Origin of the sequence: Streptococcus mitis, assembly GCF_001074635.1 — a bacterium.
Lineage (GTDB): Bacteria > Bacillota > Bacilli > Lactobacillales > Streptococcaceae > Streptococcus > Streptococcus mitis_E.
This window is the reverse complement of the sequence record NZ_JUQO01000065.1, coordinates 1-21261: the sequence shown is the minus strand read 5'-3', so window position 1 is coordinate 21261 and position 21261 is coordinate 1. Positions and strand designations below refer to the sequence as shown.

The following is a 21261-nucleotide window of genomic DNA, read 5'->3' as shown; positions in this document are numbered from 1 at the left end:
TTCTAACCTATTCTTTACGATCTTTTTCTAGGATACGCAAACTGATATCAAAATCACGCATATCTGTTTCATTGAGTTCTCTCAAAACTTGGTCAAGCTCAAGGTCAAATTGTTCGATAGCTGCTTTAGCTTGTTGCAAACGTTCTTCTGCTCGATTATAGTTCTTCGGATTGGCCTTAATCTTTAAATAGCCTTCCAGAATCGTTTGGAATTTCTCCATTTTCAAACTATGAATGGCCGTCAATTCTTCCTTATCCCCTTCAGCAGAGGTAGCAATCTTGTCTAAAATAGCCTGATGGTCAACGGCAATATTGGCCAAGGTCTGGGACAATTCTGGAGCTAATTCCTCTGGTTCCGCATTTTCAAGATCTACCTGACTTTCTCTATCCAAACGTTCTAGCTGAACATCGATATTTGCCCTTACTGTACGAACCTTTTTATCAATACGATTATAGACATCAGCATCGATATAGGACTTGAGACGATCCGCCTCCTGATGGATTTCCCGCAGTTCGATTAATACTTGATTGGCCAGACTCTTATAGGAATCTGAGCCTTTTTCTACTAAAGTTCCCTCTAATTGCTGAATATCCTTGTCCGCCTGACGAATCCGAGCTTTTAAAAGCTCAATCCGATCATCGAGCGAACGATCCTGCAAAAGAGGATAGCGCCAACGTTTATAGAGGCGATAACCACCATAGCCTAGCAGTACACAAGCCGCAAGCGGAAGAGCATATTGAACCAAAAGGCCCAATAAGAACAAGAAGCCCCAAAAATAGAGACAGCCTTTCCAAAAACCATTACCCGATTTCATAAACATTCCTTATTTTCAATTTATAAGTCTATTTTAGCACAAAAGAGCAAAATGAGGGCGGAAATCCCCTAGAAAAGAGTTGATTTCTTTGCTGTAGAATGGAAGCTAGTAGCGCGTGGGCTAATTTCAGTAAAGCGGACTCAAATCATAAACACACTCTGAGGAATATCAAAACAAAAGCTTGAAATATCGAAAGGGTTGTGTTAGAATGAGAGCATAAAGGGAAAATAATGCTTCTAGCATATATAACTAAAAACCCCCACCGTGCCACCAATGGGGGTTTTTGCTACCCTCTAAAAGGGTTAAATGCTACTTGCTACGTCTCTTTATCCATAGCTTGAAAAGCTCAGATAGTACGTTAACAAGTAACGGAGCTAGAAAAAGGGAAAGTAACTCTAGCATACATAACACCTCCCTTCATTAAACTGAGGAGGCCAAAATATTATATCATCAATATCGCGTCATTCTTGGAATAGATAGACTTAGATACACAAATAACCTTACTAGCAAATCTCTGAACAAACCCAGAAATCAACGTTTTAAGACAAAGCAAAAAGCCCATAGATTCGTAGCTAAGGGCTGATTCACTTGCAAGGATAGGCAGGACTGTCGGGGCTCCTGCATTTCTCGACCCACTATACGTGGCGCGTTGGTGACAGATTCTCAACCTCTATCCTTCATATCTTCATTATATCACTTTTTTCTCAACTTTCAATTCGTGTGCCTATCTTTTCTCTAGTGTCCTTCAACCATATTGCACTTCCGCCTCACTCATGATTTCCAGCAAAGTTTTCCCTTTAATCTGTAAAGAAATTAACTCATCGAAAGAAGATGCTCTATATTCGTTGTCCGCAACAATAACAACAATGTCATAAACAGAATTAGGAAAAATACCACATACTTGACCATTATAATCAAAAGAAGCGTCCCAACCATTGTCATACAATGCTCGTAAATCATCAAATATCGCCATAATATATCTTGATTCTCCTATATAAGATATTCCATAACTTATCCAAAGCCATACGAAAACTTATCTGGCAATTCTTTTCCTAACTTAATACTTTTAGTCAAAGTATCTTTGACAAATGAAGTAAATTGCCCTAAATCATCTCCAACATAGCTATATTCCAAAGTAATTTTATCGATAGTTGCAATACCTTTACAACCTCCACTCACAATAGAATACTGCCTTTTAGAGACTCCATCTTCTATTTTGTACATCGTAATAATTTGTTTATCAATCTTTATCATTTTATATTTATTGTAAAATAAGGCACTGGAACTATTCTTGACTCTCAAAAATATAATTGCAACAAGGTATCAAAATCGTCTTTGAAAACATTTTGACTATTTTGCTTTATTTGCTCAATGATTTTATCCTTTTTATCTCTGTCCAAAGGGAGTGTTTCAAACGCTTCTTCTTTTACTAAAAATTCACCATTTTCTCCCTGGAATTCTTTTGTAATTTTTCTAATATAGCTCTCGAAATCGATAGATTGAAGCTCTTCGTCGTTTATGTTATCTTCAATCGCATCTAGTAACAAACTAATTGAAATTTTAATCATCTTTAAATACCTTTATTTTCTATTAGCCTTATTTCCAAAAAGCCAAATATAAATAGATTGCTTATAATTTCCTGTCTGAGAAAAAATCTCTCCAAAAAGGATTTTCACTATCAAAAATTTCAACCTCTTCTTCAGTCATATTATAAGGATAGTCCTCAAATAAGTTGTAAATTTTTTTCCGATCAAAGCTCAATAGATGTTCTCCTATAGAATCTATTTTATCAATCCACCATATTTTTGACTCTTCAGTCTCTTTGTAAAAATCACTGTATCCTTCAAGAAAAGATTCTGCTGTAACGGAGTCACATATCCCATCTAGCAACTCTAAATCATCGCATTCATTCTCATTAAAATCTGTCATTATTCTGACTTTTCCTATCATTTCTTATATGTCTTTTATTAAAAAGACTAGATTCTTACTACAATTTCTAATTGATCCGTTAAGCTTCGCTATCCAATCTCCTAAATACCGCCTCTTTATTCATCAAGTCATCCTCTGTGTAATCGATTGTAAAAGTATCTAAACTAAAGATAGATTTAGGTGGAGTTGAACAAATCATAGGAACACTACGCACCCTATACTCTTTTTCTCCGATTCTTACAAAATGATTGATTTTCAAATCTGAAAAATCAGGATTCTCAACAGTAATCGAAACAAGACGATTCGCAATTTTATAAACAGCACATATCTTATTTTTCGTGTTTAACTTATCCATAATTTTTATTTCAATACTTATGGTCTGAGTAATCAAAACCAATTTTAGATTTATTTGATACTATCAAATAAATCTAAAATGGATTGTGGAGTGTCATTCTTAAATGATACAGAAGGTTTATCTTGGTCTGGATAAACTTGGTCAATCCACTTATGAATTTGATTATAAAAAATCAACAGCTCTTTGCTTGGTGGTATCATCATATCTAAAACGAAACCTCCTTTACTTTAAATTCATTATAAACTTTCCTATCCTAATATTCAATCAACAAGATACCATTACAATAGCTTTTTAGCTTCTTTTCTACTTCGTCAGTGGTCAAGCTGCTACTCCTTTATGATATAATTAGTTTAAAGAGAAGTGATGTAGAAATGATAGTGTCGCTACGCAACTTCATAGTATGAGATGACGGGACAGGCACACCGTCCACTACTCTTGAGCGCTTAGATTTTTCTAAGTGCTTTTTTTTGCATTTTCTCGGCGTTCGCTCTTGGTTCAAGTCCATTCTCCATACTATTTGATAAGGAATTAAGGCAAGTTATTGCTTTGCTTATCTGCTTATCATTTTGTAAACATCAAATTTAAAATGATAGACTTTTAAACTTCTCTAATTTCCTCAATACCCAAACAATAAAACACTAGCAACTCGTTTAAACACACGTTTCAAACATGCTGGTGTACCTGATATTAGTTTCCACGGTTTCCGACACACTCACGCTACAATCATGCTATACGCTGGCATAGAAGCCAAAGACTTACAATACAGATTAGGTCACTCTAATATCTCTATGACTTTAAACACTTATGTCCATGCTACCAAAGAGGGAGCAAAAAAAGCCGTCTCAATCTTTGAATCGGCTATTAGTAATTTATAAATAATAAGGGTGTCCCATTTTGGGGCTACCCTCTTACTATACCTAAAATTAGTTAAGGGTAACTAAAAGGGTAGTAAAAACAAAAAAAGCACTAAGGGAAAGCGCCCCAAAGTGCTTAATATCAAGGCTTTACAGCCTATCTTATTTAATAAAATATTACAACATTTTGTTGTAGAATTCAACGACAAGTGCTTCGTTGATTTCTGGGTTGATTTCGTCGCGTTCTGGCAAGCGAGTCAATGAACCTTCCAATTTTTCAGCGTCGAATGATACGAATGCTGGACGTCCAAGAGTAGCTTCTACTGCTTCAAGGATAGCTGGAACTTTCAATGATTTTTCACGAACTGAGATCACTTGACCTGGAGTTACGCGGTATGATGGGATATCAACGCGTTTTCCGTCAACAAGGATGTGACCGTGGTTTACGAATTGACGAGCTTGACGACGAGTAGTCGCAAGACCAAGACGGTAAACAACGTTATCCAAACGACGTTCCAAAAGAAGCATGAAGTTGAAACCTAAGATTCCGCCTTTAATTTTTGTAGCTTGTACGAACAAGTTACGGAATTGTTTTTCACCTACACCGTAAGTGAAACGAAGTTTTTGTTTTTCAGCCAATTGCAAACCGTATTCTGACAATTTAGAACGGTTGTTTGGTCCGTGTTGTCCTGGTACGTAGTTACGACGTGCCAATTCTTTACCTGTACCTGTAAGTGAAAGGCCAAGGCGACGAGCTTGTTTCCAAGATGGTCCTGTATAACGTGACATGTGAATGTCCTCCTGATATAAATAATATTTCGGTGGAAATAGTCACTTAGAAAGCCCTGATTCGTGCAGATGCCCTTCGCCTAAACAGCCAAGGTTACTTATCATAAGACACCTGTTGACGAGCTTCATGCTTTCCTGCTGATATTTCGCACAAAATCCATTCTACCATGAATGGCTGGATTTGTAAAGGGGTTTTAAGCTTTATTTTCATTGCCAGAAAGGTTTAGAACGAGGGTAAAGGTGCTTCCTAGACCGTACTGGCTGCTGACTGTAATTTCTCCACCCAATTGATGGGCCAATTCACGCGCAATCGCAAGCCCTAAGCCATGACCACCTGTTTTCATGTTACGCGAAGTCTCTACACGATAAAGGCGTTTGAAAATATTCTCCAAATCCTCTGGGGCAATCCCCTGTCCCTCATCTGTCACACTGATTGAAAGACGGCTATTTTCCAGCTTAGCCACCACTTCCAGCTTGGTTCCTGGAGCTGAGTATTTAAAAGCGTTATTGACCAGATTAACCAAGATACGAGAAAGTTTGGCATAATCTCCCTCAATCCGGGCAGACTCTGGAATTACCTGCAAATGGACATCTCGCTCTTCCTGCTCAATCAAGAACTGAAATTCACTCATGCACTCAATCAAGAGCTGGTCCAGAAAAATGCTGTCTTTGCTGGTCGTTTCGACCTGATTTCTAGCTGTGTTTAGAGTCAAAAAATTCAACTCCTCAACCAGTTTATTGAGTCTTTCTGTCTGGCGTCCAATGGTTGCTAGATAATGGTCCTGTTCTCCTTCCTTGATAACCCCATCCAAAATCCCTTCTACCGTCGCTTGGATCGAAGTGATAGGGGTCTTGATATCATGCGACAGCTGGGCAATCATCAAACCCTTTTCTCGCTCGCTTTCTTCCAAGGAATCAAAGGTGGCCTGCAAATCATGGGACATTTCATTGAAAGCTTGGCCTAATTGTTGAAATTCTACAGGGCCTTGAACCTCCAGATTTGATGGAAAGTCCTTGTCCGCTACTCGCTTGGCATGTTCCTTGAGTTTGCTCAATGAAGTAAAGACCGGTGATAAAAGAAAGAGACTAATCCCAGCACCGATAAAACTAGCCACGAGAGTCATACCCACTAGGAAATAAATTTCTCTTTCTTCAATTAGCATTCGCTGGATGGCCCAAAAAACCACGATAATCGTTAGGAGTGTTGAAATGATATACCCCACTAAAATATAACTTTTTAATTTCATTGACTACCTCGTGCTTTCTCAATTTTGTAGCCCAAGCCCCAGACGGTTTTGATGGTCGGTGTTTCTGCACTAGCATGTTTAGTCAACTCCTGTCTAAGAGCATGAATATGAACATTCAAGGTATTGGTATCATCCACATAGTCTTCCTGCCAGACCTTTTCATAGAGGTCTGTCTTAGAGAAAACCCGCTCTGGATTGCTGGCTAAAAGCCATAGAAGTTCGAAGGATTTGACTGTCAAATCAAGCGCCACATCTCCGACTTGGACCTCATGACTACCGTGATTCATCCGTAAATCCCCGAGACTGACGACTTCTGTCTCACCTCCACGATGAAGGCGACGCAAGATATTGTGGACACGCAAAACCAGCTCACGAGGGCTAAAGGGCTTGGCAATAAAGTCATCTGCCCCTAGGCTCAGGCCATAAATCTTGTCCTGCTCGCTAGTCTTAGCCGTGATAAAGAGAAAAGGCTGATCTGGAGATTGATACTGAACCTCACTAATCAAATCATAACCATCCATCCGAGGCATCATGATATCTGTAATAATCAAATCAATCGGTTTTCGCTTGAAGATTTCTAAGGCCTCTACTCCATCATGGGCCACCAAAACCTGATATCCTGCCTGAACCAGATAACGTTGATGAATATCTGTGATTTCTACCTCGTCGTCAACGAGTAAAATTGTCTTTCCCATCTGTCTCTCCTTTGAAAAAAACAGTGCTATACCACAATAGTATAACACTATTTTAATCTCTTTACGAACATTCTAAACGATATCTAGATTTTTCATATCCTAGATAGAAAGTCTGTAGCTAGACTAGTCATTTTCTTCTTTTTTAGCTTTCAAACCGAGTCCACCTAGCAGGCCAGCCAATGCTAATCCAAAGAATCCAATAGTAGCCATTGAGGTTTGGGCTTCACCAGTATATGGAAGCATGTCTTTTTGGTCTTTCATTTGATCAGCCGTCATTGGAGTTGACACCTTGTTATTAGATGCCATCTTGCCTTCATCAGGCATTTTGCTTGAGGCTGCTGGAACTTGATCCTGATCTTGTTTCATGCCTGGTGTTGCCATAGGCTGGCTAGTATTCATGGTTTTATCCTGCTCTTTGTTAGGCATCATCTTATCCTGACTAGCAGCTGGCATTTTAGATTTCATCTCATCTTGATTGGCACTAGGCATTTGAGCGTTCATCTTAGACGCATCTTGATGACTATTCATCATTGGAGCCGGCATAGCTGAACCATTAGAAGATGGGACGAAACCTGACTGCATCGGAATCAGAGACTGATGTCCATGCAAGTTTACTGTCAAATCCTTAGTCGCTACAAGATTGCTCAAGTCTGCCTTGCCGTCTTTCGCACCGTACACTTTGATAGTAGCTTTATAACTTTGAGTGCCGTTTTGTTTCAAGAGGTCTAATAAATCTTTGTCTGATTTACCTTGAGTTCCTGCCAAGTCTACTTCATAGAAGTAAAGACCTTTGCCCAATTTTTCTACTGGTGGAAGAGCTGGATTTTTTGCTGAACCGTTATCTGACCATGGAGCCTTGTCGGAGGCTTTCAAAATCAGACGAGTCAACATACCGTCACCAGCGAAGAATTCGTATGGAATGACTTGGTTGACACCAGCTGTGAATGGGCCTGGGAAGTTGGCTTTGTCCAAGTATGTAGCTGGAACATCTACTGTGTCTTTAGTGTTGTCGGCTACGCCTTTTTGCACTTCAGCTGGAGTAGTCAAGCCGTTCAAGTTGACATCCAATTCTTTTGTTGCTACGAGATTACTCAAATCTGCCTTGCCATCTTTCGCACCATATACCTTGATGGTAGCTTTATAACTTTGAGTACCGTTTTGTTTCAAGAGGTCTAGAAGCTCTTTATCTGATTTACCTTGGGTGCCGGCCAAGTCCACTTCGTAGAAGTAGAGGCCGTTGCCCAATTTTTCTACTGGTGGAAGAGCTGGATTTTTTGCTGAGCCGTTGTCTGACCATGGAGCCTTGTCTGAAGCCTTCAAGATAAGGCGAGTTAACATACCGTCACCAGCGAAGAATTCGTAAGGAATGACTTGGTTGACGCCGGCTGTGAATGGACCAGGGAAGTTGGCTTTGTCCAAGTAAGTAGCTGGGACATCTACTGTGTCTTTAGTGTTGTCGGCCACGCCTTTTTGCACTTCAGCTGGGGTAGTCAAGCCGTTCAAGTTGACATCCAAATCCTTAGTCGCTACAAGATTGCTCAAATCAGCCTTGCCATCTTTAGCACCGTACACTTTAATAGTAGCTTTATAACTTTGAGTGCCGTTTTGTTTCAAAAGGTCTAGAAGCTCTTTATCTGATTTGCCTTGGGTACCAGCCAAATCTACTTCATAGAAGTAGAGTCCTTTGCCCAATTTTTCTACTGGTGGAAGAGCAGGATTTTTAGCTGATCCGTTGTCTGACCATGGGGCTTTATCTGATACTTTCAAGATAAGGCGAGTTAACATACCGTCACCGGCGAAGAATTCATATGGAATAACTTGGTTGACACCGGCTGTGAATGGGCCTGGGAAGTTGGCCTTGTCCAAGTAAGTAGCTGGAACATCTACTGTGTCTTTAGTATTGTCAGCCACGCCTTTTTGCACTTCAGCTGGAGTAGTTAAGCCATTCAAGTTGACATCCAAATCCTTAGTCGCTACGATATTAGTCAAATCAGCCTTGCCATCTTTGGCACCGTACACCTTGATAGTTGCCTTGTAACTTTGAGTGCCATTTTGTTTCAAAAGGTCTAGAAGCTCTTTATCAGATTTACCTTGGGTACCTGCCAAGTCCACTTCATAGAAGTAGAGACCTTTGCCCAATTTTTCTACTGGTGGAAGAGCGGGGTTTTTAGCTGAACCATTGTCTGACCATGGGGCCTTGTCAGATGCTTTCAAGATAAGGCGGGTTAACATACCGTCACCAGCGAAGAATTCATATGGAATAACTTGGTTGACGCCGGCTGTGAATGGACCTGGGAAATTGGCTTTATCCAAGTAAGTAGCTGGAACATCTACTGTGTCTTTAGTATTGTCGGCCACACCCTTTTGCACCTCAGCTGGGGTAGTTGCTGGTTGAACTTCATTTGCTTCACGGTCTTGTCCAGGAACTGTAGGAGCAGGATTTGTCGCAGGTTTAACCGCATCTTCTGTTTCTTTCTTAGATTCTGGTTTTGCTTGCACTTCTTCTTTTGGCGCTACCACTTGATCTTTAGCACCCGTAGCTGCTTTTTCTGGAGAGTTTGTAGTATCCAAGCTTGCTTTAGGTGTTGAGTCTGCCTGTTCTGAAGGAAGAGCTGTATCGACTGCTTCTTTGAGAAGTTCTGCTGGTAAGTCGCTCTTTTCACTCACCGAAGTAGCATCTGGCCCAACTTGAGCAGGGGTTGGATTGACTACATCGGCACGTACAGAACTTGGTTGACCAACTAGAACAAAGAAGCCACTGGCTACAACAACTGAGGCAACACCGACACTAAGACGGCGGATAGACCAACGAGTGTATCTTTGATTTGGATTGAATTTCATAGGATTCTCCTTAGAGTTTTTCTTTATTTGATGACTCTAGTATAATCTCCTAAAATTAAAAAGGATTAAGAAAAAGTTAAAATTTTTCTTAAATCCCTCTTATAAAATACTTATATTAATTAAATCCATAAACAGACTTGGTGATTTGATAGACGACATTGGAAAGTTTCCGAGCTGGCAAGACTGAATGTTTGGTCAAACGGCTGAGCATGGTCTTACGGATAGCTTGAAAGACATCTGGATTTTCCTGCTGAATATAGGTCCACAACTCACGTTTTTTTGCCAGATGTTCCGCTGTTCCAGCTCGGTTGAGCAGGGCACTGGAAATCACCGTCGTGATTTCAATGTGATTCAACAGATATTCTCGCATTTTGGGGTGGCTTACTTTGGACAAGTCAAGCTGGTCTACCAAGAGTCGATTGACCTTGAGTTGCTGATCAATGCGTTTAATCATCACTTGCTCATTGACAGACTGGTCCTCACGCCCAATCAAATAACGATAGAAATCGACAGGCAGATAGTACATGGTCTTGACCTGCTGAAGGGGGGTAAAGACGAAGAGATTATCGACATAAAAGGTATGCTCAGGCAGTTGAAACTGACTCGCTCGCAACAAATCTGTCCGATAAATCAGCGAGTGCATCATGATATACTGGCCTTTGGAGAAATTTCCGACCTGGTCCCAGCCAAAAATCTGCTGGACAGGCAAGACTGACTCGTAACTCATACTCTTCTTTCGAGACTGGCCTTCCTTTTCATAGACAAAATTAGTCACAAAGGCATCAACTTCCTGCCCCTCGCTCTCTAGTTGCTGCAAGGTTTCAAGAATTTTCAGGTAGGCACGAGGATCCACCCAGTCATCACTATCAACTACTTTAAAATAGCGCCCAGAAGCCTCCGCCAAGCCACGATTGACCGCACCGCCATGGCCTTTATTTTCCTGATGGATGGCTCTAACAATGCTAGGATACTTACTGGCTAAACGCTCAGCTATTTGCTGAGTCTGGTCCTGGGACCCATCATTGATAATCAAAACCTCAACTTGCTCACCACCAATCACTAGCGACTCCACACAGTAATGAAGATAGGCAGCGGCATTATAGCTAGGGATGGCGATAGACAATAATTTCATGATCTACTCCTTTAGGGGGACTGATTTTTTCTTACTCTCTCTTGTCACTTCTTTCTATTTTACCATAAAGTCTAGTTTTTGAAGGACTTTTACTAGAATACAAGGGGTTCTGACTCTATTTCCTATCTTGGACATCAAAAAAGAGGGGATTCCCCTCCTTACGAATTTAGTTCTGCCAAGTCATCTAGATACTGGTTGTTAATAACAGCCAAGATATAGGCTTCTGCTTTCAAGAGGTCATTAGGCCCAAACTGGACATCCAGTGGTGAATTTTCTTGTTCACGAAACCCTAGGACATTGAGGTTGTATTTGCCACGTAGATCCAGCTGGCTCAGGCTTTGACCAGCCCAAACACTCGGAATTTTCATCTCCACGATAGACACATTTTTATCCAGCTGAAAGACATCAACATTGTTATGAAAGAGAATGGTCTGTGCTAGAGACTGCCCCATTTCATACTCTGGTGAAATCACCGAGTCGGCACCGATTTTTTCCAGTACCTTCTTGGCTGTCTGGCTCTTGACCTTGGCAATAACCCTTGGTACCCCTAGACTCTTACAATGCATAACTGCAAGCACACTCGACTCTAGATTTTCCCCTGTTGCCACCACAACCGTATCACAGGTATCAATTCCTGCGGTTCTGAGGAGTTCCTCATCTGTGATATCGCCAACTACTCCACGCGCCAAAACTGGCTCAAATTGATTGATACGCTCAGCGTGGTCATCAATAGCAATGATATTCATATCTTGCTTGGCGAGGGCCGTCAGGACACTACTCCCAAAAATCCCCAAGCCTAAAATTCCAATCGTACGATCTGACATCGTTCTTCCTTTCTTATCCAATACTAATATCTGCTTTCATATACTGAATCAAATCTTTCTTATCCGGCTGGTAATCCGCTAGACTAACCAGCAAGGTCAAGGGACCGATACGGCCAATAAACATAAGCAACATGACAATGCTGAGGGCTAACTTGCCCAATTCTGGCGTCAGATTTGCCGTTACCCCAACTGTCGCAAGGGCGGAAATGGTCTCAAACATGAGGTAGATAAATCGCGGTGTTCCTTCTGCTGTAATTCCCAACAACATCAAGCCCAACAAGAAGGTCATCAAAAAGATAATGAAGACACTAAAGGATTTTTGGACTGTACGAGCCTCAATGGTTCTCTGGGCAACATTGGCATGAGGCAAGCCCAGCAATTCACTACGCGCAAAGACCAACAAGACAAAGAAAGTCGTAATCTTGAGCCCCCCAGCCGTTCCTCCAGGCGCCCCTCCGAGAAACATCTGTAAGATATAGATAAACAAGGTCACAGGCCGAGCTTGAGTGTAATCAATAGAAGCAAAGCCAGCCGTTCTCATACTAACGGTTTGGAAAAAGCTAACCAGCACTTTCTCTGGGACACTGAGATTGCCAATCGTTCCTGGATTGTGCCACTCCGTAAAGAGTGTGGATACTGTCCCAAACAGCAAAATTCCTGCAGTCAAGAAGAGGACCAACTTGGTGTGGAAACGCAGACGACGTTTTTTCTTCTTTCCTAGCTGGGTTGCCAAGTCAAACCAGACCATAAAGCCGAGACCACCCGTGATAATCAAACCTGCAATGACCAGATTGATTAAAGGATCCGTCTGATAATTCACTAAACTGCTACTGCCGAAATTATCAAAACCAGCATTACAAAAGGCTGAAATAGCTAAAAAGATAGAGGTGAAAATGCCCCGTCCCCAGCCGAACTCAGGAATAAAACGGAAACTAAGTAGAAAGGCACCCAATCCCTCCACCAGAAAAGTCGTCAAAAAGATGGACCGCATAAAGGCCTTCAGTGACCGAGTCTCCCCGTAACTAAAACTCTCCTGAATAGTTTCACGACTGCGAAGACTGAGCTTTTGTTTCCCCTGAATATAAAAGACCCCGATAAAGGTCATGAGCCCCAGACCACCAATCTGTATCAAGAGCATACAAATCAACTGCCCCCAGACATTATAGGTGGTAGCCACTGGTTGCGTAAAAAGCCCAGTCACACAGACCATAGACACCGTCGTAAAGAGATGGTCAAAATAAGTAGCCTGCGAGCCACTCGCCTGAACAAAAGGCAAACTCAAAAGGAGAGAACCTATAAAAATAACTCCAGCGAAACTTAAGAAAATCCGACGAGCTGGCGAAAGTCCGCCAAAGACCCTTTCAAGTTTTTTCACAAATAATTTGAATAACATACATCCATTGTACCATAAAAAGAAGGAGAGGACCTAGATCTGAGAGGCTATCTCAAGGCAGAGTTCCAAGGCCTTTTCGAAAGCTTCTGAACCCCAATCACGACTATCGTACTGGTCCAAGTCCGCTAGAGAATCAGCTGTAAACAACAACTCTCCCCAGAGGACCCCACGCAATTGCGCTACTGCCGCAAGTGCAGAACACTCCATCTCCACAACAGCACAGCCCTCTTCCTTACGATAAGCCACCTTTTCAGCCGTTTCTCGGTAAAAACCATCTGTCGTCCAGGTCATGACTTCTTCATAGGGAATCCCTCTGACTTCCAAAACTCGCTCAATAGCAGCAATAGCCTCTGGCTGAATTTCCATATAACGAGAAGCTACCACATAGTGATAACTAGCTCCTTCATCTCGCAGAGCCCGAACAGGTACTAGAAAGGCATTTTCTTCTATATCAGCTAGCACACCACAGGTTCCAGTGGAAATAATCTGCTCCACACCATAGCCAATCAACCAATCCATAAACTGGGCTGCTGGAGCTGAACCAACAGGAGCCTGAGCCAGACAGACCTCCTTGCCCTTGTAGTTCACGACATAGATTGGATAAGTCTTGGTGGCAGAAACAAATTCGCCGACACAGTCCGCCCCTACTTCCCTAGCATAGCGGTCAATCTCCTCACCTAAAAAAGCATAGACACACTTCTTGGGCAAGTGCAAGTCCAGCCCCTCGTGATTAGGCATGATGACCGCATGAGGATTGTCATCAAACTCTAAAATAGGAATCGCATGTTTCTGAATCATAACCTACCTCCTCTAATTTTGTACTATTGTATCAAATGCTGACCGAGTGTCAAGGAATTCTCTTTAGCAAGCCAGAAATCTCCTCTTCCATACACTTGAGAAATCGTTGCACCGCTGGAGAAGTCGGTTTCTGTTTTGGCAAAGCGATTGAGGACTTATGAAGAATACAAAATCCAACAACAAAAAAGACATGAATCTGAAATAAGCAGAACATGTCTTTTTTAGCTTGTTTGAAAGTCAAGTAAATAAATCTTAGCTCTTCTAGAACTCCCTTATTTCCACAAACCACCTAAAATCTGTTTTTCTAATAAGTCTAGGTCCTCTTCCTTTATTTCTCCGTTGTCGCTAACGATATAAAGTTGAGCGAAGTAAGCCAACAATGGACCAACACAAATACGAACCATTTGAGGAATCGTTAACTCTGGATTTACACGTGGATCTGCTAGCAATTCTTTATGAAGCACTCGAAGTTTATCTTGAATAGCATTCCAGATAAAAATCTGTTCATTTTTTAGTTTCTTATTTGAAAAACTCTCCTGCAGAATGATTTTCATCAAAGCACGATTTTTTTTGAGATAGCTCATACGATCGTGGACGAGATAACGAGCCCTCTCTTCTGTCGTTTCAAAAGCTAAGAGTTCCTCAACAAAACTACCGAAAATGCCTGGGACTACAGGATGTAAAATAGCCGTCAGTAGATCATCCTTCGTCTTAAAATACTTAAACAAAGTTGCCTGGCTTAGTCCAGCACGCTCAGCTATGTGAAGAGTTGAGGTCCCATGGTAACTCCTAGTTGATATGAGATCCACTGCTGCCTGCATGATTTTTTTCTTTCCTTGAGGGTAATTCGCTTCTTCTAAGTAATCTTCAAACGATTCAAAAACAGTCTTATCCATCTAATCTTCACACCTTTTTAGCATTATTTATGTTGATTTCTAAACTTTACGATAACGACGCAATCCAACAATATTGAGAATTGTTAAAATGATCAAGAAAATCATTAAAACACCAAGATTTGGCAAAATATCACCAAGATTGTGTCCGTAAAGAATAATATGGCTTATTGCATCACCAGAATAGGTTAATGGCAAAAATTTCCCCACAGTTGGAGCCCATGCTCCCATGGATGACAATGGAATAATCCCTGAGAAAAAGAGTTGAGGCATAATCACGAGAGGAATAAATTGCATCATTTGGAATTCTGATTTTGCTAGAGTAGACAAGAGAATTCCAAAAGCTAGTGCTACAAGAGCCAGTACCACATTAACTATTATAACATTTAAAATATTTCCTACAACTTCTACATCTAGTAGCCAAATTGCTGCTAAGACGACAACTGCCGTTTGAAAAATCGCAATAATACCGTAAGACAACATATAGCCATAGACAATTTCAGAACGTTTCACTGGGGTTGCTAACAAGCGATCCAAGGTTCCACTTGTGCGCTCTTTCAAAAGTGCCATACCAGAAATCAAAAAGACAAAGAAGAAGACCACAAAGCCAATTAAAATTGGAATCATACGTGCAAAGAATCCAGTATTTTTATCTCCATATTGGTAAGATTCTTTGATTTCAGGCGCCTTTGCATCTAATTTCAATTGTGGAAGATCTTGTTTGATACGAGATAGTAACTGATCGGTGCCTTCACTGGCGATACTTGTTCGTAACACTTGTCGTATCATAGATGTCTTGGAGGCATCTGTATTTGCGTAGTCGACCTGATACTCACCGTCTTTATAAGAAATCACAGCATCGACTTTTTCATTTGCTAGCGCTTCTTTGGCCTGATCTAAGTCTTGATAAGTCTCGATGTCCACATGATCAAGCTCATCCATTTTCGTTATCAAACCAGTTGGTAGATCTTGTGTCGCTAACTTGACATTCACGGTTGTACTAGCTGAAAACATGAGGTTCATCAGCCACATAATAAATACCGGCGCTACAAACATCATAGCCAAGGTTCGTTTGTCACGAAGCAATTCTTTGATAACTTTTTTAGCAATAGCAATGGTTCTCATCTTACTCTCCTTCTGCTTTCAAAAATACTTCTTCAATACTTGAAACTTGATAACTTTCTTTTAAGTGTTGCGGTGTATCAAAAGCAATGATTTTTCCACCTAATAATAAGCCGACCTTATCCGTTAACTCTGCTTCATCCATAACATGGGTAGTAACTAATATCCCAACCCCATTGTCTCTAAGCGCGAATAATTCTTTCCAGATTTTCTTCCGAAGAGAAGGGTCGATTCCAACTGTCGGTTCGTCCAAAATCAAGAGCTGAGGATTCCCCAGAAGCGCGATGGCTAAAGACAAGCGTCGCTTCATTCCTCCAGAATAACCGGATACCGTTTTATTCAAATGCTCTGTCAGATCCACAACTTGAGCCACATGGGCAATTTCAGCTGTCAGATCTCTTTTGGATAGCCCTTTTAGCTGACCAAAAAATTCCAGATTTTCTTGACCTGACAAAGCCTCATATAAGGCATCTGACTGGGCCATATAACCAATATCTACTAAAATATGACGATTGGGCATAGTATGATCCAATACCAAAGCAACCCCTCCATCAGCTTTTTCCATCCCTAACATAGTCTTAATCATAGTCGATTTACCAGCACCAGACGGACCTATTAAGCCTATAATTTCTCCCGGCTGCAATTCAAAGCTGACATGATTCAAAACCATTTGACGACAAAAAGACTTATCCAAATCTTGTAAATGTAGCAATTTTTTCATATGCTTCCTCCTAGGTGAGTGTTTACTCACTTACTGAATATAGACCTATTATAGTGAGTGTTTACTCACTTGTCAAGAAAAAAGTTGAAATTCTTTAAAAAATAAAGCACCAGATTCGTATCTGATGTTTATAATGCACATGTCTTATTTCTAAAAATATTTTTGAACTTCCTCTCTATACTCCGAAATGGTCTTTCTGTCCACTTTTTAAAGGCCTATTTTCCCTCTACTTTTCTCGGCTAATCCAACCATCGTCATTGCTATCGCAACTCTAATGACCTTGGTAATGGGAATTCATTTTACTCATTTTTATATGAAACAGACTAAGAAATTTTCAAGACCTAATTGAAACCAAATTAGCCCTTGGAAGTCAAAAAATCCTCGAACTCTACGCTGACCGTCTAGCAGAATCAGACCAAATGCGGCATGGCATTTCTAAGAATTCGGTTAAGGGACGTAACCTACAAGCTGCTTACGTGGATGGATTTACTTTGAGAGATTTCTTCGCCTTCAACCAAGGACTAAATAAAATGGGTGACCAAGCACTTCCTTTTAAAATTCACCCTGAACATTTTGTATTTGCTGGAGTTCACGGTGGACAGGAAGTGAGGAGTTGATTGGAGAGTACGGTCAACCAACTTATCAAAAAATCTTTATCAGTCTAGATACTGAAAAAACAGGCGTTCCGGATGCCGATACAAAAATTTCTATGGCAGGTGATACTGCTACTCTCATGTCCGATACAAGCCTTGATATCAAGATGTATGGTATGCATCAGTTCAAGATGAAAAAAGGTGGACTCCGCATCAAATTAGGCGTCTTTTCCCCAGAAGAAACCCCAAGCTAGATGGAGCTCGGTCACCAAGAACACCTAGCAGTTGAATTTTTCAATTCCCTCACAATCGCCTACCAAAACAAAACATTTAAGGGAAAACTACTCAATACCTTCTTAAAATTCAAGAAATTTAAGTAAACAAAAACGGATGACTGAACAATTTAGCCTTTGAAAGCTACGATTATAAAATCACTCGTAATATATCAATCTATTACCGATATAAAAAGGATAACATTTCTCTTAAAATGCTATCCTTTTTGTTTATCCTCGTCCGCCAGGGGCTGGACCGCCAGGACCTCCATTCGGACCTCCGCCTCCAGACATAGAGTTAACGATTTCCGTTTGTTTTTCGCCATTTAGATAGATGTCTCCGCCTGTATAGGTCGCGGTTCCATCAAAGTCAAAACCTGTTTGACCAGTCATTTTAATAGTACCGCCTGTGACCGTGATATTTCCGTTTGAGTCGATTGGATCTGTGTCCCCTTGACCGACTTCAACAGTTAGATTGCCACCTGTCATGGTAAAGTAAATATCACTTTGCTGGGCATTTTTATTAGCTGCATTCACCCCATCATCTGTCGAGTAGACATTGATATCGCCACCATTGATTGTAATGGATTTCCCTTCAATTCCTTCAGTCGCATTCTTGACTGTGTAAGTACCACTATCAATCACTAGATTTCCAGAAGCGTGAATGCCGTCCTCGCCTGCTGTGACTGTTATGGTATTGTTCGCCAAATACATATTTCCGACAGTCATATCGTCATCATTGTCAACTTTGACACCATCTTCCTTAGCATCGATCGTCATGGTCGCACCAGTGACATTAAGTTCATCATTGACATTAAAGGCATCGCCAACTGATGTGATGTTAAAGGTTCCACCTGTGATGTGGAGGGTGTCGTTAGCCTTGATAGCATTGCTTTTCTTACTATCTACAGTGAGAGTTCCTGAGCCATTGATGGTCAAATCAACCTTAGAAAAGAGAGCGGCATTTGCCTTTTCATCACTGTTAGAGTTTGAGTCAGAGAGACTGTTGGTGGTTCCCTCTGCTAGAGTGAGGTAGACATGACCTGCTGACGTCGCAGAAATTGCTGCATTGGTATTAGTCATGGTCGCACCTTTTAGGACTAGATGAACATCTGCCGACTTATCTGCCTCTACCTTAATCTGCACTCCGTCAGACTGACCTGAAATCACATAGGTACCTGCTTTTGAGATGGTCACCGTTGAGCCAGAAACTGTCACCCCGTCTCCAGAGATACTTGCAGATGAGCCAGATAACTCAATCTTAGAAGCAGTGCTTTCATCATAAGAAGTGTCGTAGTCCTTTTCTGTAAAGTAAGAAGATTGACTGTTTTTAGCTGAAGTTGTGATAGCAGTGGTATCTGCCGCTGCAGTTGTACTTGACTTGGTCGTTGACTGCCCACAAGCTGTCATCAAGGTCAAAGCTGTTAAACTGGTTAAGATTAGAGTCCATTTTTTTGATTTCATACTTTTTTCCTCGCCTTCCTTTAGCTTGACCTTAGTTTACAGGGTAAGTCTGAAAAAAATCTAAACTTTTTCTGAAAGTTTTCTTAAGTTCAGTTTCAATTAAGTTATCTTTAACAAAAGTTTTAGGAAAATTCCATAGACTAATTACAAGCAAGTTCAACTTGCCCAGACACACCTATCTGCTAATAAGATAGTGTACTGAAATAGTTTGATAAAGGAGACAGGATTTATGAAACCAATTGAAACAAGCTTTAAACGAATTGAAACCAAATATGTCGTTGCCAAAGCTGACTTGGCTAATTTAATAGAGGACTTAAAAATATACCTCGTCGAGGATGATTATCCAACTTCGACCATTTCCAACATCTACTTTGATACAGAGCAATTTGATATGATTCAGGAGGATGGCCAAGGTACTAAGCGTAAAGAAAAGATTCGGATGCGAACCTATCTCAGTCAAGTCCAGCCTGATAGTCAGGTATTTTTAGAAATCAAATCTAAGGACAGAGCTGGTGTCGGACGAAAACATCGTCTCTTATCGACTCCCCAGTCTATCACCCAGTTTATGACCAAGGGACAGCTGGATAGCAGTATCAAGGACCGAATGATAATTGAAAAAATTCAACAACTCCAAGAGGAATATCAGCAAGCAATTATCCCTCGTATGTATATTTACTACGACCGTTTTTCTCTCAAGGAAAAGAAAGAGATTAGCGAATTTCCCTACAATAAAATTCGTATCACCATTGACCAAAATCTAACCTATCGTGATAATAATGTCAGTTTATTCTCAGGAAAGGACGGTTGCCCTCTACTAAACGAGGACATTGTCATCATGGAAATTAAAGCACCTGGTAGAAAACCCCAATGGCTACAAGATATTCTCGACCAATATGGACTGGTAGAGCAGAAATTTTCAAAATACAGCTGTGCCTACCACAAGTCTCAAGGGCTGGACTATAGCCCACGACCAAGCACAGAAAGTGTAGGTACTACTTATGTCTAATCTTTTCAACTCTATCTTCAACGACACAACTGCCACTGCCAATCCTATCCAGCTCTTTCTGGCTCTCTTGGTCAGCCTGATTTTAGGTTTGGCGCTGACCTGGGCTTACAAACACCGTACCCTCTATACACGGGAATTTGCTGTTAGTTTGACCCTACTCCCCTGCTTGATGACCTTGGTCATCTTTCTGGTAAATGGCAGCTTAGGAACCTCTATCGCTGTTGCAGGAACCTTTAGCCTCATTCGTTTCCGTTCAGCTACCAGTGGCTCACGGGAGCTAATTGCGATCTTCCTTGCCATGATTATCGGGCTGGCAGCAGGGACAGGCTACCTAGCTCTAGCTATTCTCTTCACCGTCTTTATCTTAGCAGTATGGCTTCTTTTAGAAAAGCAACAAAGCAAGAGCAATCACCAACGTCGCAGACTATTAACCATCACAATTGCCAACCAAGAAAAGCAACTCCAAACTATCCAATCTGGGCTATCACAATTCTGTACTGAGTTAGACCTTATCTCGATTGATACCAGCAATGATGGAGAACAGGTCACCACTGTCTATGAAGTGGATTTCAAGGCTCAAACCAACGACTTTCAAATCATCAATTACCTCACTAGAGAACAGGATACTTACCAGGTTTCCCTGACCAAAAATGCTAAGAAGAGAAAGAATTTGTAAAACTTCTAGCGTGAAACCTCTCAAAAAGCTAGGTAAACACTCAATTGAAAAAAAGTTAATCTAATTTATGATAAAAGGCATCATATCAACGTTTTTTAAACACCTGATATGATGCGCTTTTCTTATCTTAAAAACTTTTTTACCAATCTCTTTATTTAACAGGTATCTCCTTAATCACACGCGCAGGATTACCAGCTAGGACAACGTTGTCGCCGAAGGACTTGGTGATTACAGCCCCTGCTCCAGCAACAACATTATTCCCCAGTGTTACTCCAGGAAGGACAATGACACCACCTCCAGCCCAGAAATTGTCTCCGATGGTAATGGGCTTTCCGTATTCCACACCTGAATTACGTTCCTGCGGGTCCAATGGATGGAGGGGAGTCAAGAACTGACAGTTGGGACCAATCATAGCATTGTCCCCGATGCGAATTGGACAAACATCCAGCATGGTCAAGTTCCAATTAGAATAAAAATTTTCCCCTAGATGGATATTGACCCCATAATCGACCACCAGGCGTGGATTAACATAAAGATTTTGTCCGGTTGACCCAAACCAAGTCTTGATGATTTCGACTCCCTTCAAGGGATCTTCTTCCTTGTTAAAGGCAGACTGTTTTTGGCGAGAAGCCTGAGCCAAGGACCGCAATTCTGGGTCCGATGGACGGTAAACCTCTCCCGCTATCATTTTCTGGTATTCACTGGTCATTGTATTCTTCTCCTTGTTCCCTACTATCATATCAAATTTTCTACGTATCTGACTAGAATAAGGAGCACTTTCTACAATTGATACTCTTCGAAAATCAAATTCAAACCGCGTCAACGTCGCCTTGCCGTACTCAA

The 21261-nt window shown here is 41.1% G+C and carries 23 protein-coding genes and 3 pseudogenes; 5 read left to right on the top strand and 21 right to left on the bottom strand.

What is annotated here, in order from left to right; all coding sequences use genetic code 11:
- Positions 1–7: 7 nt before the first annotated feature.
- The 7 genes from ADI58_RS02475 to ADI58_RS02445 form a co-directional block, all read right to left on the bottom strand.
- On the bottom strand, positions 8–814 hold the full coding sequence (locus tag ADI58_RS02475) for a coiled-coil domain-containing protein (RefSeq protein ID WP_049521332.1): 807 nt from the start codon (positions 812–814) through the stop codon (positions 8–10).
- 745 nt (positions 815–1559) lie between these two features.
- Positions 1560–1787 carry a hypothetical protein gene (locus ADI58_RS02470; RefSeq protein WP_049521331.1) on the bottom strand — a complete coding sequence of 76 codons (228 nt, stop codon included), beginning with the start codon at positions 1785–1787 and terminating at the stop codon, positions 1560–1562.
- A 38-nt stretch (positions 1788–1825) separates the two neighbouring features.
- The gene (locus ADI58_RS11310; protein ID WP_049521330.1) at positions 1826–2068 is read right to left on the bottom strand and encodes a hypothetical protein; all 243 of its coding nucleotides are present in this window, start codon (positions 2066–2068) and stop codon (positions 1826–1828) included.
- A 44-nt stretch (positions 2069–2112) separates the two neighbouring features.
- Entirely contained in the window at positions 2113–2382 is a 270-nt protein-coding gene (locus ADI58_RS02460; RefSeq protein ID WP_000590877.1) for a hypothetical protein, read from the bottom strand.
- 61 nt (positions 2383–2443) lie between these two features.
- Complete coding sequence (locus tag ADI58_RS02455) at positions 2444–2743, bottom strand: DUF7675 family protein (protein WP_049521329.1); 300 nt, start codon at positions 2741–2743, stop codon at positions 2444–2446.
- A gap of 79 nt (positions 2744–2822) precedes the next feature.
- A complete protein-coding gene (locus ADI58_RS02450) occupies positions 2823–3098 on the bottom strand; it encodes a hypothetical protein (RefSeq protein WP_080978055.1) in 276 nt (91 codons plus the stop codon).
- A gap of 50 nt (positions 3099–3148) precedes the next feature.
- Positions 3149–3301 (bottom strand): hypothetical protein, encoded by a 153-nt coding sequence (locus ADI58_RS02445; RefSeq protein ID WP_239683521.1) that lies wholly within the window; start codon positions 3299–3301, stop codon positions 3149–3151.
- Between the two features lie 435 nt (positions 3302–3736).
- Here ADI58_RS02445 and ADI58_RS10580 point away from each other — a divergent pair.
- Positions 3737–3973: pseudogene (locus tag ADI58_RS10580) on the top strand (tyrosine-type recombinase/integrase); the annotation flags it as partial.
- 156 nt (positions 3974–4129) lie between these two features.
- Here the strand turns inward: ADI58_RS10580 and rpsD are convergent.
- The 12 genes and pseudogenes from rpsD to ADI58_RS02385 form a co-directional block, all read right to left on the bottom strand.
- Positions 4130–4741, bottom strand: coding sequence for a 30S ribosomal protein S4 (rpsD, locus tag ADI58_RS02440; RefSeq protein ID WP_000092756.1), 612 nt, complete (start codon positions 4739–4741; stop codon positions 4130–4132).
- Between the two features lie 194 nt (positions 4742–4935).
- Positions 4936–5988 carry a sensor histidine kinase gene (locus tag ADI58_RS02435; RefSeq protein WP_049521328.1) on the bottom strand — a complete coding sequence of 351 codons (1053 nt, stop codon included), beginning with the start codon at positions 5986–5988 and terminating at the stop codon, positions 4936–4938.
- On the bottom strand, positions 5985–6683 hold the full coding sequence (locus tag ADI58_RS02430) for a response regulator transcription factor (protein ID WP_049521327.1): 699 nt from the start codon (positions 6681–6683) through the stop codon (positions 5985–5987). Before ADI58_RS02430 ends, ADI58_RS02435 begins: the two co-directional genes overlap by 4 nt.
- A gap of 123 nt (positions 6684–6806) precedes the next feature.
- Positions 6807–6929, bottom strand: a pseudogene (locus tag ADI58_RS11720) (LPXTG cell wall anchor domain-containing protein); the annotation flags it as partial.
- A 353-nt stretch (positions 6930–7282) separates the two neighbouring features.
- Positions 7283–9524, bottom strand: a pseudogene (locus ADI58_RS02425) (SSURE domain-containing protein); the annotation flags it as partial.
- A 115-nt stretch (positions 9525–9639) separates the two neighbouring features.
- Complete coding sequence (locus ADI58_RS02420) at positions 9640–10656, bottom strand: glycosyltransferase family 2 protein (protein ID WP_049521325.1); 1017 nt, start codon at positions 10654–10656, stop codon at positions 9640–9642.
- A gap of 158 nt (positions 10657–10814) precedes the next feature.
- Positions 10815–11480, bottom strand: coding sequence for a potassium channel family protein (locus ADI58_RS02415; RefSeq protein WP_049521324.1), 666 nt, complete (start codon positions 11478–11480; stop codon positions 10815–10817).
- Positions 11481–11493: 13 nt separating this feature from the next.
- Positions 11494–12873, bottom strand: a complete 1380-nt coding sequence (locus ADI58_RS02410) for a TrkH family potassium uptake protein (protein WP_049521323.1) — start codon at positions 12871–12873, stop codon at positions 11494–11496.
- Between the two features lie 33 nt (positions 12874–12906).
- Positions 12907–13671, bottom strand: a complete 765-nt coding sequence (locus tag ADI58_RS02405; RefSeq protein ID WP_049521322.1) for a nucleoside phosphorylase — start codon at positions 13669–13671, stop codon at positions 12907–12909.
- 272 nt (positions 13672–13943) lie between these two features.
- Complete coding sequence (locus ADI58_RS02395; RefSeq protein ID WP_049521321.1) at positions 13944–14567, bottom strand: TetR/AcrR family transcriptional regulator; 624 nt, start codon at positions 14565–14567, stop codon at positions 13944–13946.
- Between the two features lie 39 nt (positions 14568–14606).
- Positions 14607–15689 carry an ABC transporter permease gene (locus tag ADI58_RS02390; protein ID WP_049521320.1) on the bottom strand — a complete coding sequence of 361 codons (1083 nt, stop codon included), beginning with the start codon at positions 15687–15689 and terminating at the stop codon, positions 14607–14609.
- Between the two features lies 1 nt (position 15690).
- Positions 15691–16407 (bottom strand): ABC transporter ATP-binding protein, encoded by a 717-nt coding sequence (locus ADI58_RS02385; RefSeq protein WP_049521319.1) that lies wholly within the window; start codon positions 16405–16407, stop codon positions 15691–15693.
- Positions 16408–16826: 419 nt separating this feature from the next.
- On the opposite strand from ADI58_RS02385, the gene ADI58_RS02380 reads away from it, so the two are divergent.
- The gene (locus tag ADI58_RS02380; RefSeq protein ID WP_001215751.1) at positions 16827–17024 is read left to right on the top strand and encodes a hypothetical protein; all 198 of its coding nucleotides are present in this window, start codon (positions 16827–16829) and stop codon (positions 17022–17024) included.
- Positions 17021–17254 (top strand): hypothetical protein, encoded by a 234-nt coding sequence (locus tag ADI58_RS02375; protein WP_049521318.1) that lies wholly within the window; start codon positions 17021–17023, stop codon positions 17252–17254. Before ADI58_RS02380 ends, ADI58_RS02375 begins: the two co-directional genes overlap by 4 nt.
- A 249-nt stretch (positions 17255–17503) precedes the next feature.
- On the opposite strand, the gene ADI58_RS02370 is transcribed toward ADI58_RS02375, so the two are convergent.
- Positions 17504–18736 carry a carbohydrate-binding domain-containing protein gene (locus ADI58_RS02370; protein WP_049521317.1) on the bottom strand — a complete coding sequence of 411 codons (1233 nt, stop codon included), beginning with the start codon at positions 18734–18736 and terminating at the stop codon, positions 17504–17506.
- Positions 18737–18965: 229 nt separating this feature from the next.
- Between ADI58_RS02370 and ADI58_RS02365 the strand changes: the two genes are divergently transcribed.
- Both ADI58_RS02365 and ADI58_RS02360 read left to right on the top strand, forming a co-directional pair.
- The gene (locus ADI58_RS02365) at positions 18966–19742 is read left to right on the top strand and encodes a polyphosphate polymerase domain-containing protein (protein ID WP_049521316.1); all 777 of its coding nucleotides are present in this window, start codon (positions 18966–18968) and stop codon (positions 19740–19742) included.
- Complete coding sequence (locus ADI58_RS02360; RefSeq protein WP_049521315.1) at positions 19735–20418, top strand: DUF4956 domain-containing protein; 684 nt, start codon at positions 19735–19737, stop codon at positions 20416–20418. Before ADI58_RS02365 ends, ADI58_RS02360 begins: the two co-directional genes overlap by 8 nt.
- Before the next feature lie 151 nt (positions 20419–20569).
- Here the strand turns inward: ADI58_RS02360 and ADI58_RS02355 are convergent, their stop codons facing one another.
- The gene (locus ADI58_RS02355) at positions 20570–21127 is read right to left on the bottom strand and encodes a sugar O-acetyltransferase (RefSeq protein ID WP_049521314.1); all 558 of its coding nucleotides are present in this window, start codon (positions 21125–21127) and stop codon (positions 20570–20572) included.
- Between the last annotated feature and the right edge of the window lie 134 nt (positions 21128–21261).

Coding starts and splice junctions, on each gene's coding strand:
- ADI58_RS02355 (WP_049521314.1), bottom strand. CDS start 21,127: ATGACCAGTGAATACCAGAAAATGATAGCGGGAGAGGTTTACCGTCCA.
- rpsD (WP_000092756.1), bottom strand. CDS start 4,741: ATGTCACGTTATACAGGACCATCTTGGAAACAAGCTCGTCGCCTTGGC.
- ADI58_RS02450 (WP_080978055.1), bottom strand. CDS start 3,098: ATGGATAAGTTAAACACGAAAAATAAGATATGTGCTGTTTATAAAATT.
- ADI58_RS11310 (WP_049521330.1), bottom strand. CDS start 2,068: ATGATAAAGATTGATAAACAAATTATTACGATGTACAAAATAGAAGAT.
- ADI58_RS02370 (WP_049521317.1), bottom strand. CDS start 18,736: ATGAAATCAAAAAAATGGACTCTAATCTTAACCAGTTTAACAGCTTTG.
- ADI58_RS02460 (WP_000590877.1), bottom strand. CDS start 2,382: ATGATTAAAATTTCAATTAGTTTGTTACTAGATGCGATTGAAGATAAC.
- ADI58_RS02420 (WP_049521325.1), bottom strand. CDS start 10,656: ATGAAATTATTGTCTATCGCCATCCCTAGCTATAATGCCGCTGCCTAT.
- ADI58_RS02360 (WP_049521315.1), top strand. CDS start 19,735: ATGTCTAATCTTTTCAACTCTATCTTCAACGACACAACTGCCACTGCC.
- ADI58_RS02430 (WP_049521327.1), bottom strand. CDS start 6,683: ATGGGAAAGACAATTTTACTCGTTGACGACGAGGTAGAAATCACAGAT.
- ADI58_RS02380 (WP_001215751.1), top strand. CDS start 16,827: ATGCGGCATGGCATTTCTAAGAATTCGGTTAAGGGACGTAACCTACAA.
- ADI58_RS02415 (WP_049521324.1), bottom strand. CDS start 11,480: ATGTCAGATCGTACGATTGGAATTTTAGGCTTGGGGATTTTTGGGAGT.
- ADI58_RS02385 (WP_049521319.1), bottom strand. CDS start 16,407: ATGAAAAAATTGCTACATTTACAAGATTTGGATAAGTCTTTTTGTCGT.
- ADI58_RS02435 (WP_049521328.1), bottom strand. CDS start 5,988: ATGAAATTAAAAAGTTATATTTTAGTGGGGTATATCATTTCAACACTC.
- ADI58_RS02390 (WP_049521320.1), bottom strand. CDS start 15,689: ATGAGAACCATTGCTATTGCTAAAAAAGTTATCAAAGAATTGCTTCGT.
- ADI58_RS02455 (WP_049521329.1), bottom strand. CDS start 2,743: ATGACAGATTTTAATGAGAATGAATGCGATGATTTAGAGTTGCTAGAT.
- ADI58_RS02365 (WP_049521316.1), top strand. CDS start 18,966: ATGAAACCAATTGAAACAAGCTTTAAACGAATTGAAACCAAATATGTC.
- ADI58_RS02405 (WP_049521322.1), bottom strand. CDS start 13,671: ATGATTCAGAAACATGCGATTCCTATTTTAGAGTTTGATGACAATCCT.
- ADI58_RS02475 (WP_049521332.1), bottom strand. CDS start 814: ATGAAATCGGGTAATGGTTTTTGGAAAGGCTGTCTCTATTTTTGGGGC.
- ADI58_RS02445 (WP_239683521.1), bottom strand. CDS start 3,301: ATGATGATACCACCAAGCAAAGAGCTGTTGATTTTTTATAATCAAATT.
- ADI58_RS02395 (WP_049521321.1), bottom strand. CDS start 14,567: ATGGATAAGACTGTTTTTGAATCGTTTGAAGATTACTTAGAAGAAGCG.
- ADI58_RS02410 (WP_049521323.1), bottom strand. CDS start 12,873: ATGTTATTCAAATTATTTGTGAAAAAACTTGAAAGGGTCTTTGGCGGA.
- ADI58_RS02470 (WP_049521331.1), bottom strand. CDS start 1,787: ATGGCGATATTTGATGATTTACGAGCATTGTATGACAATGGTTGGGAC.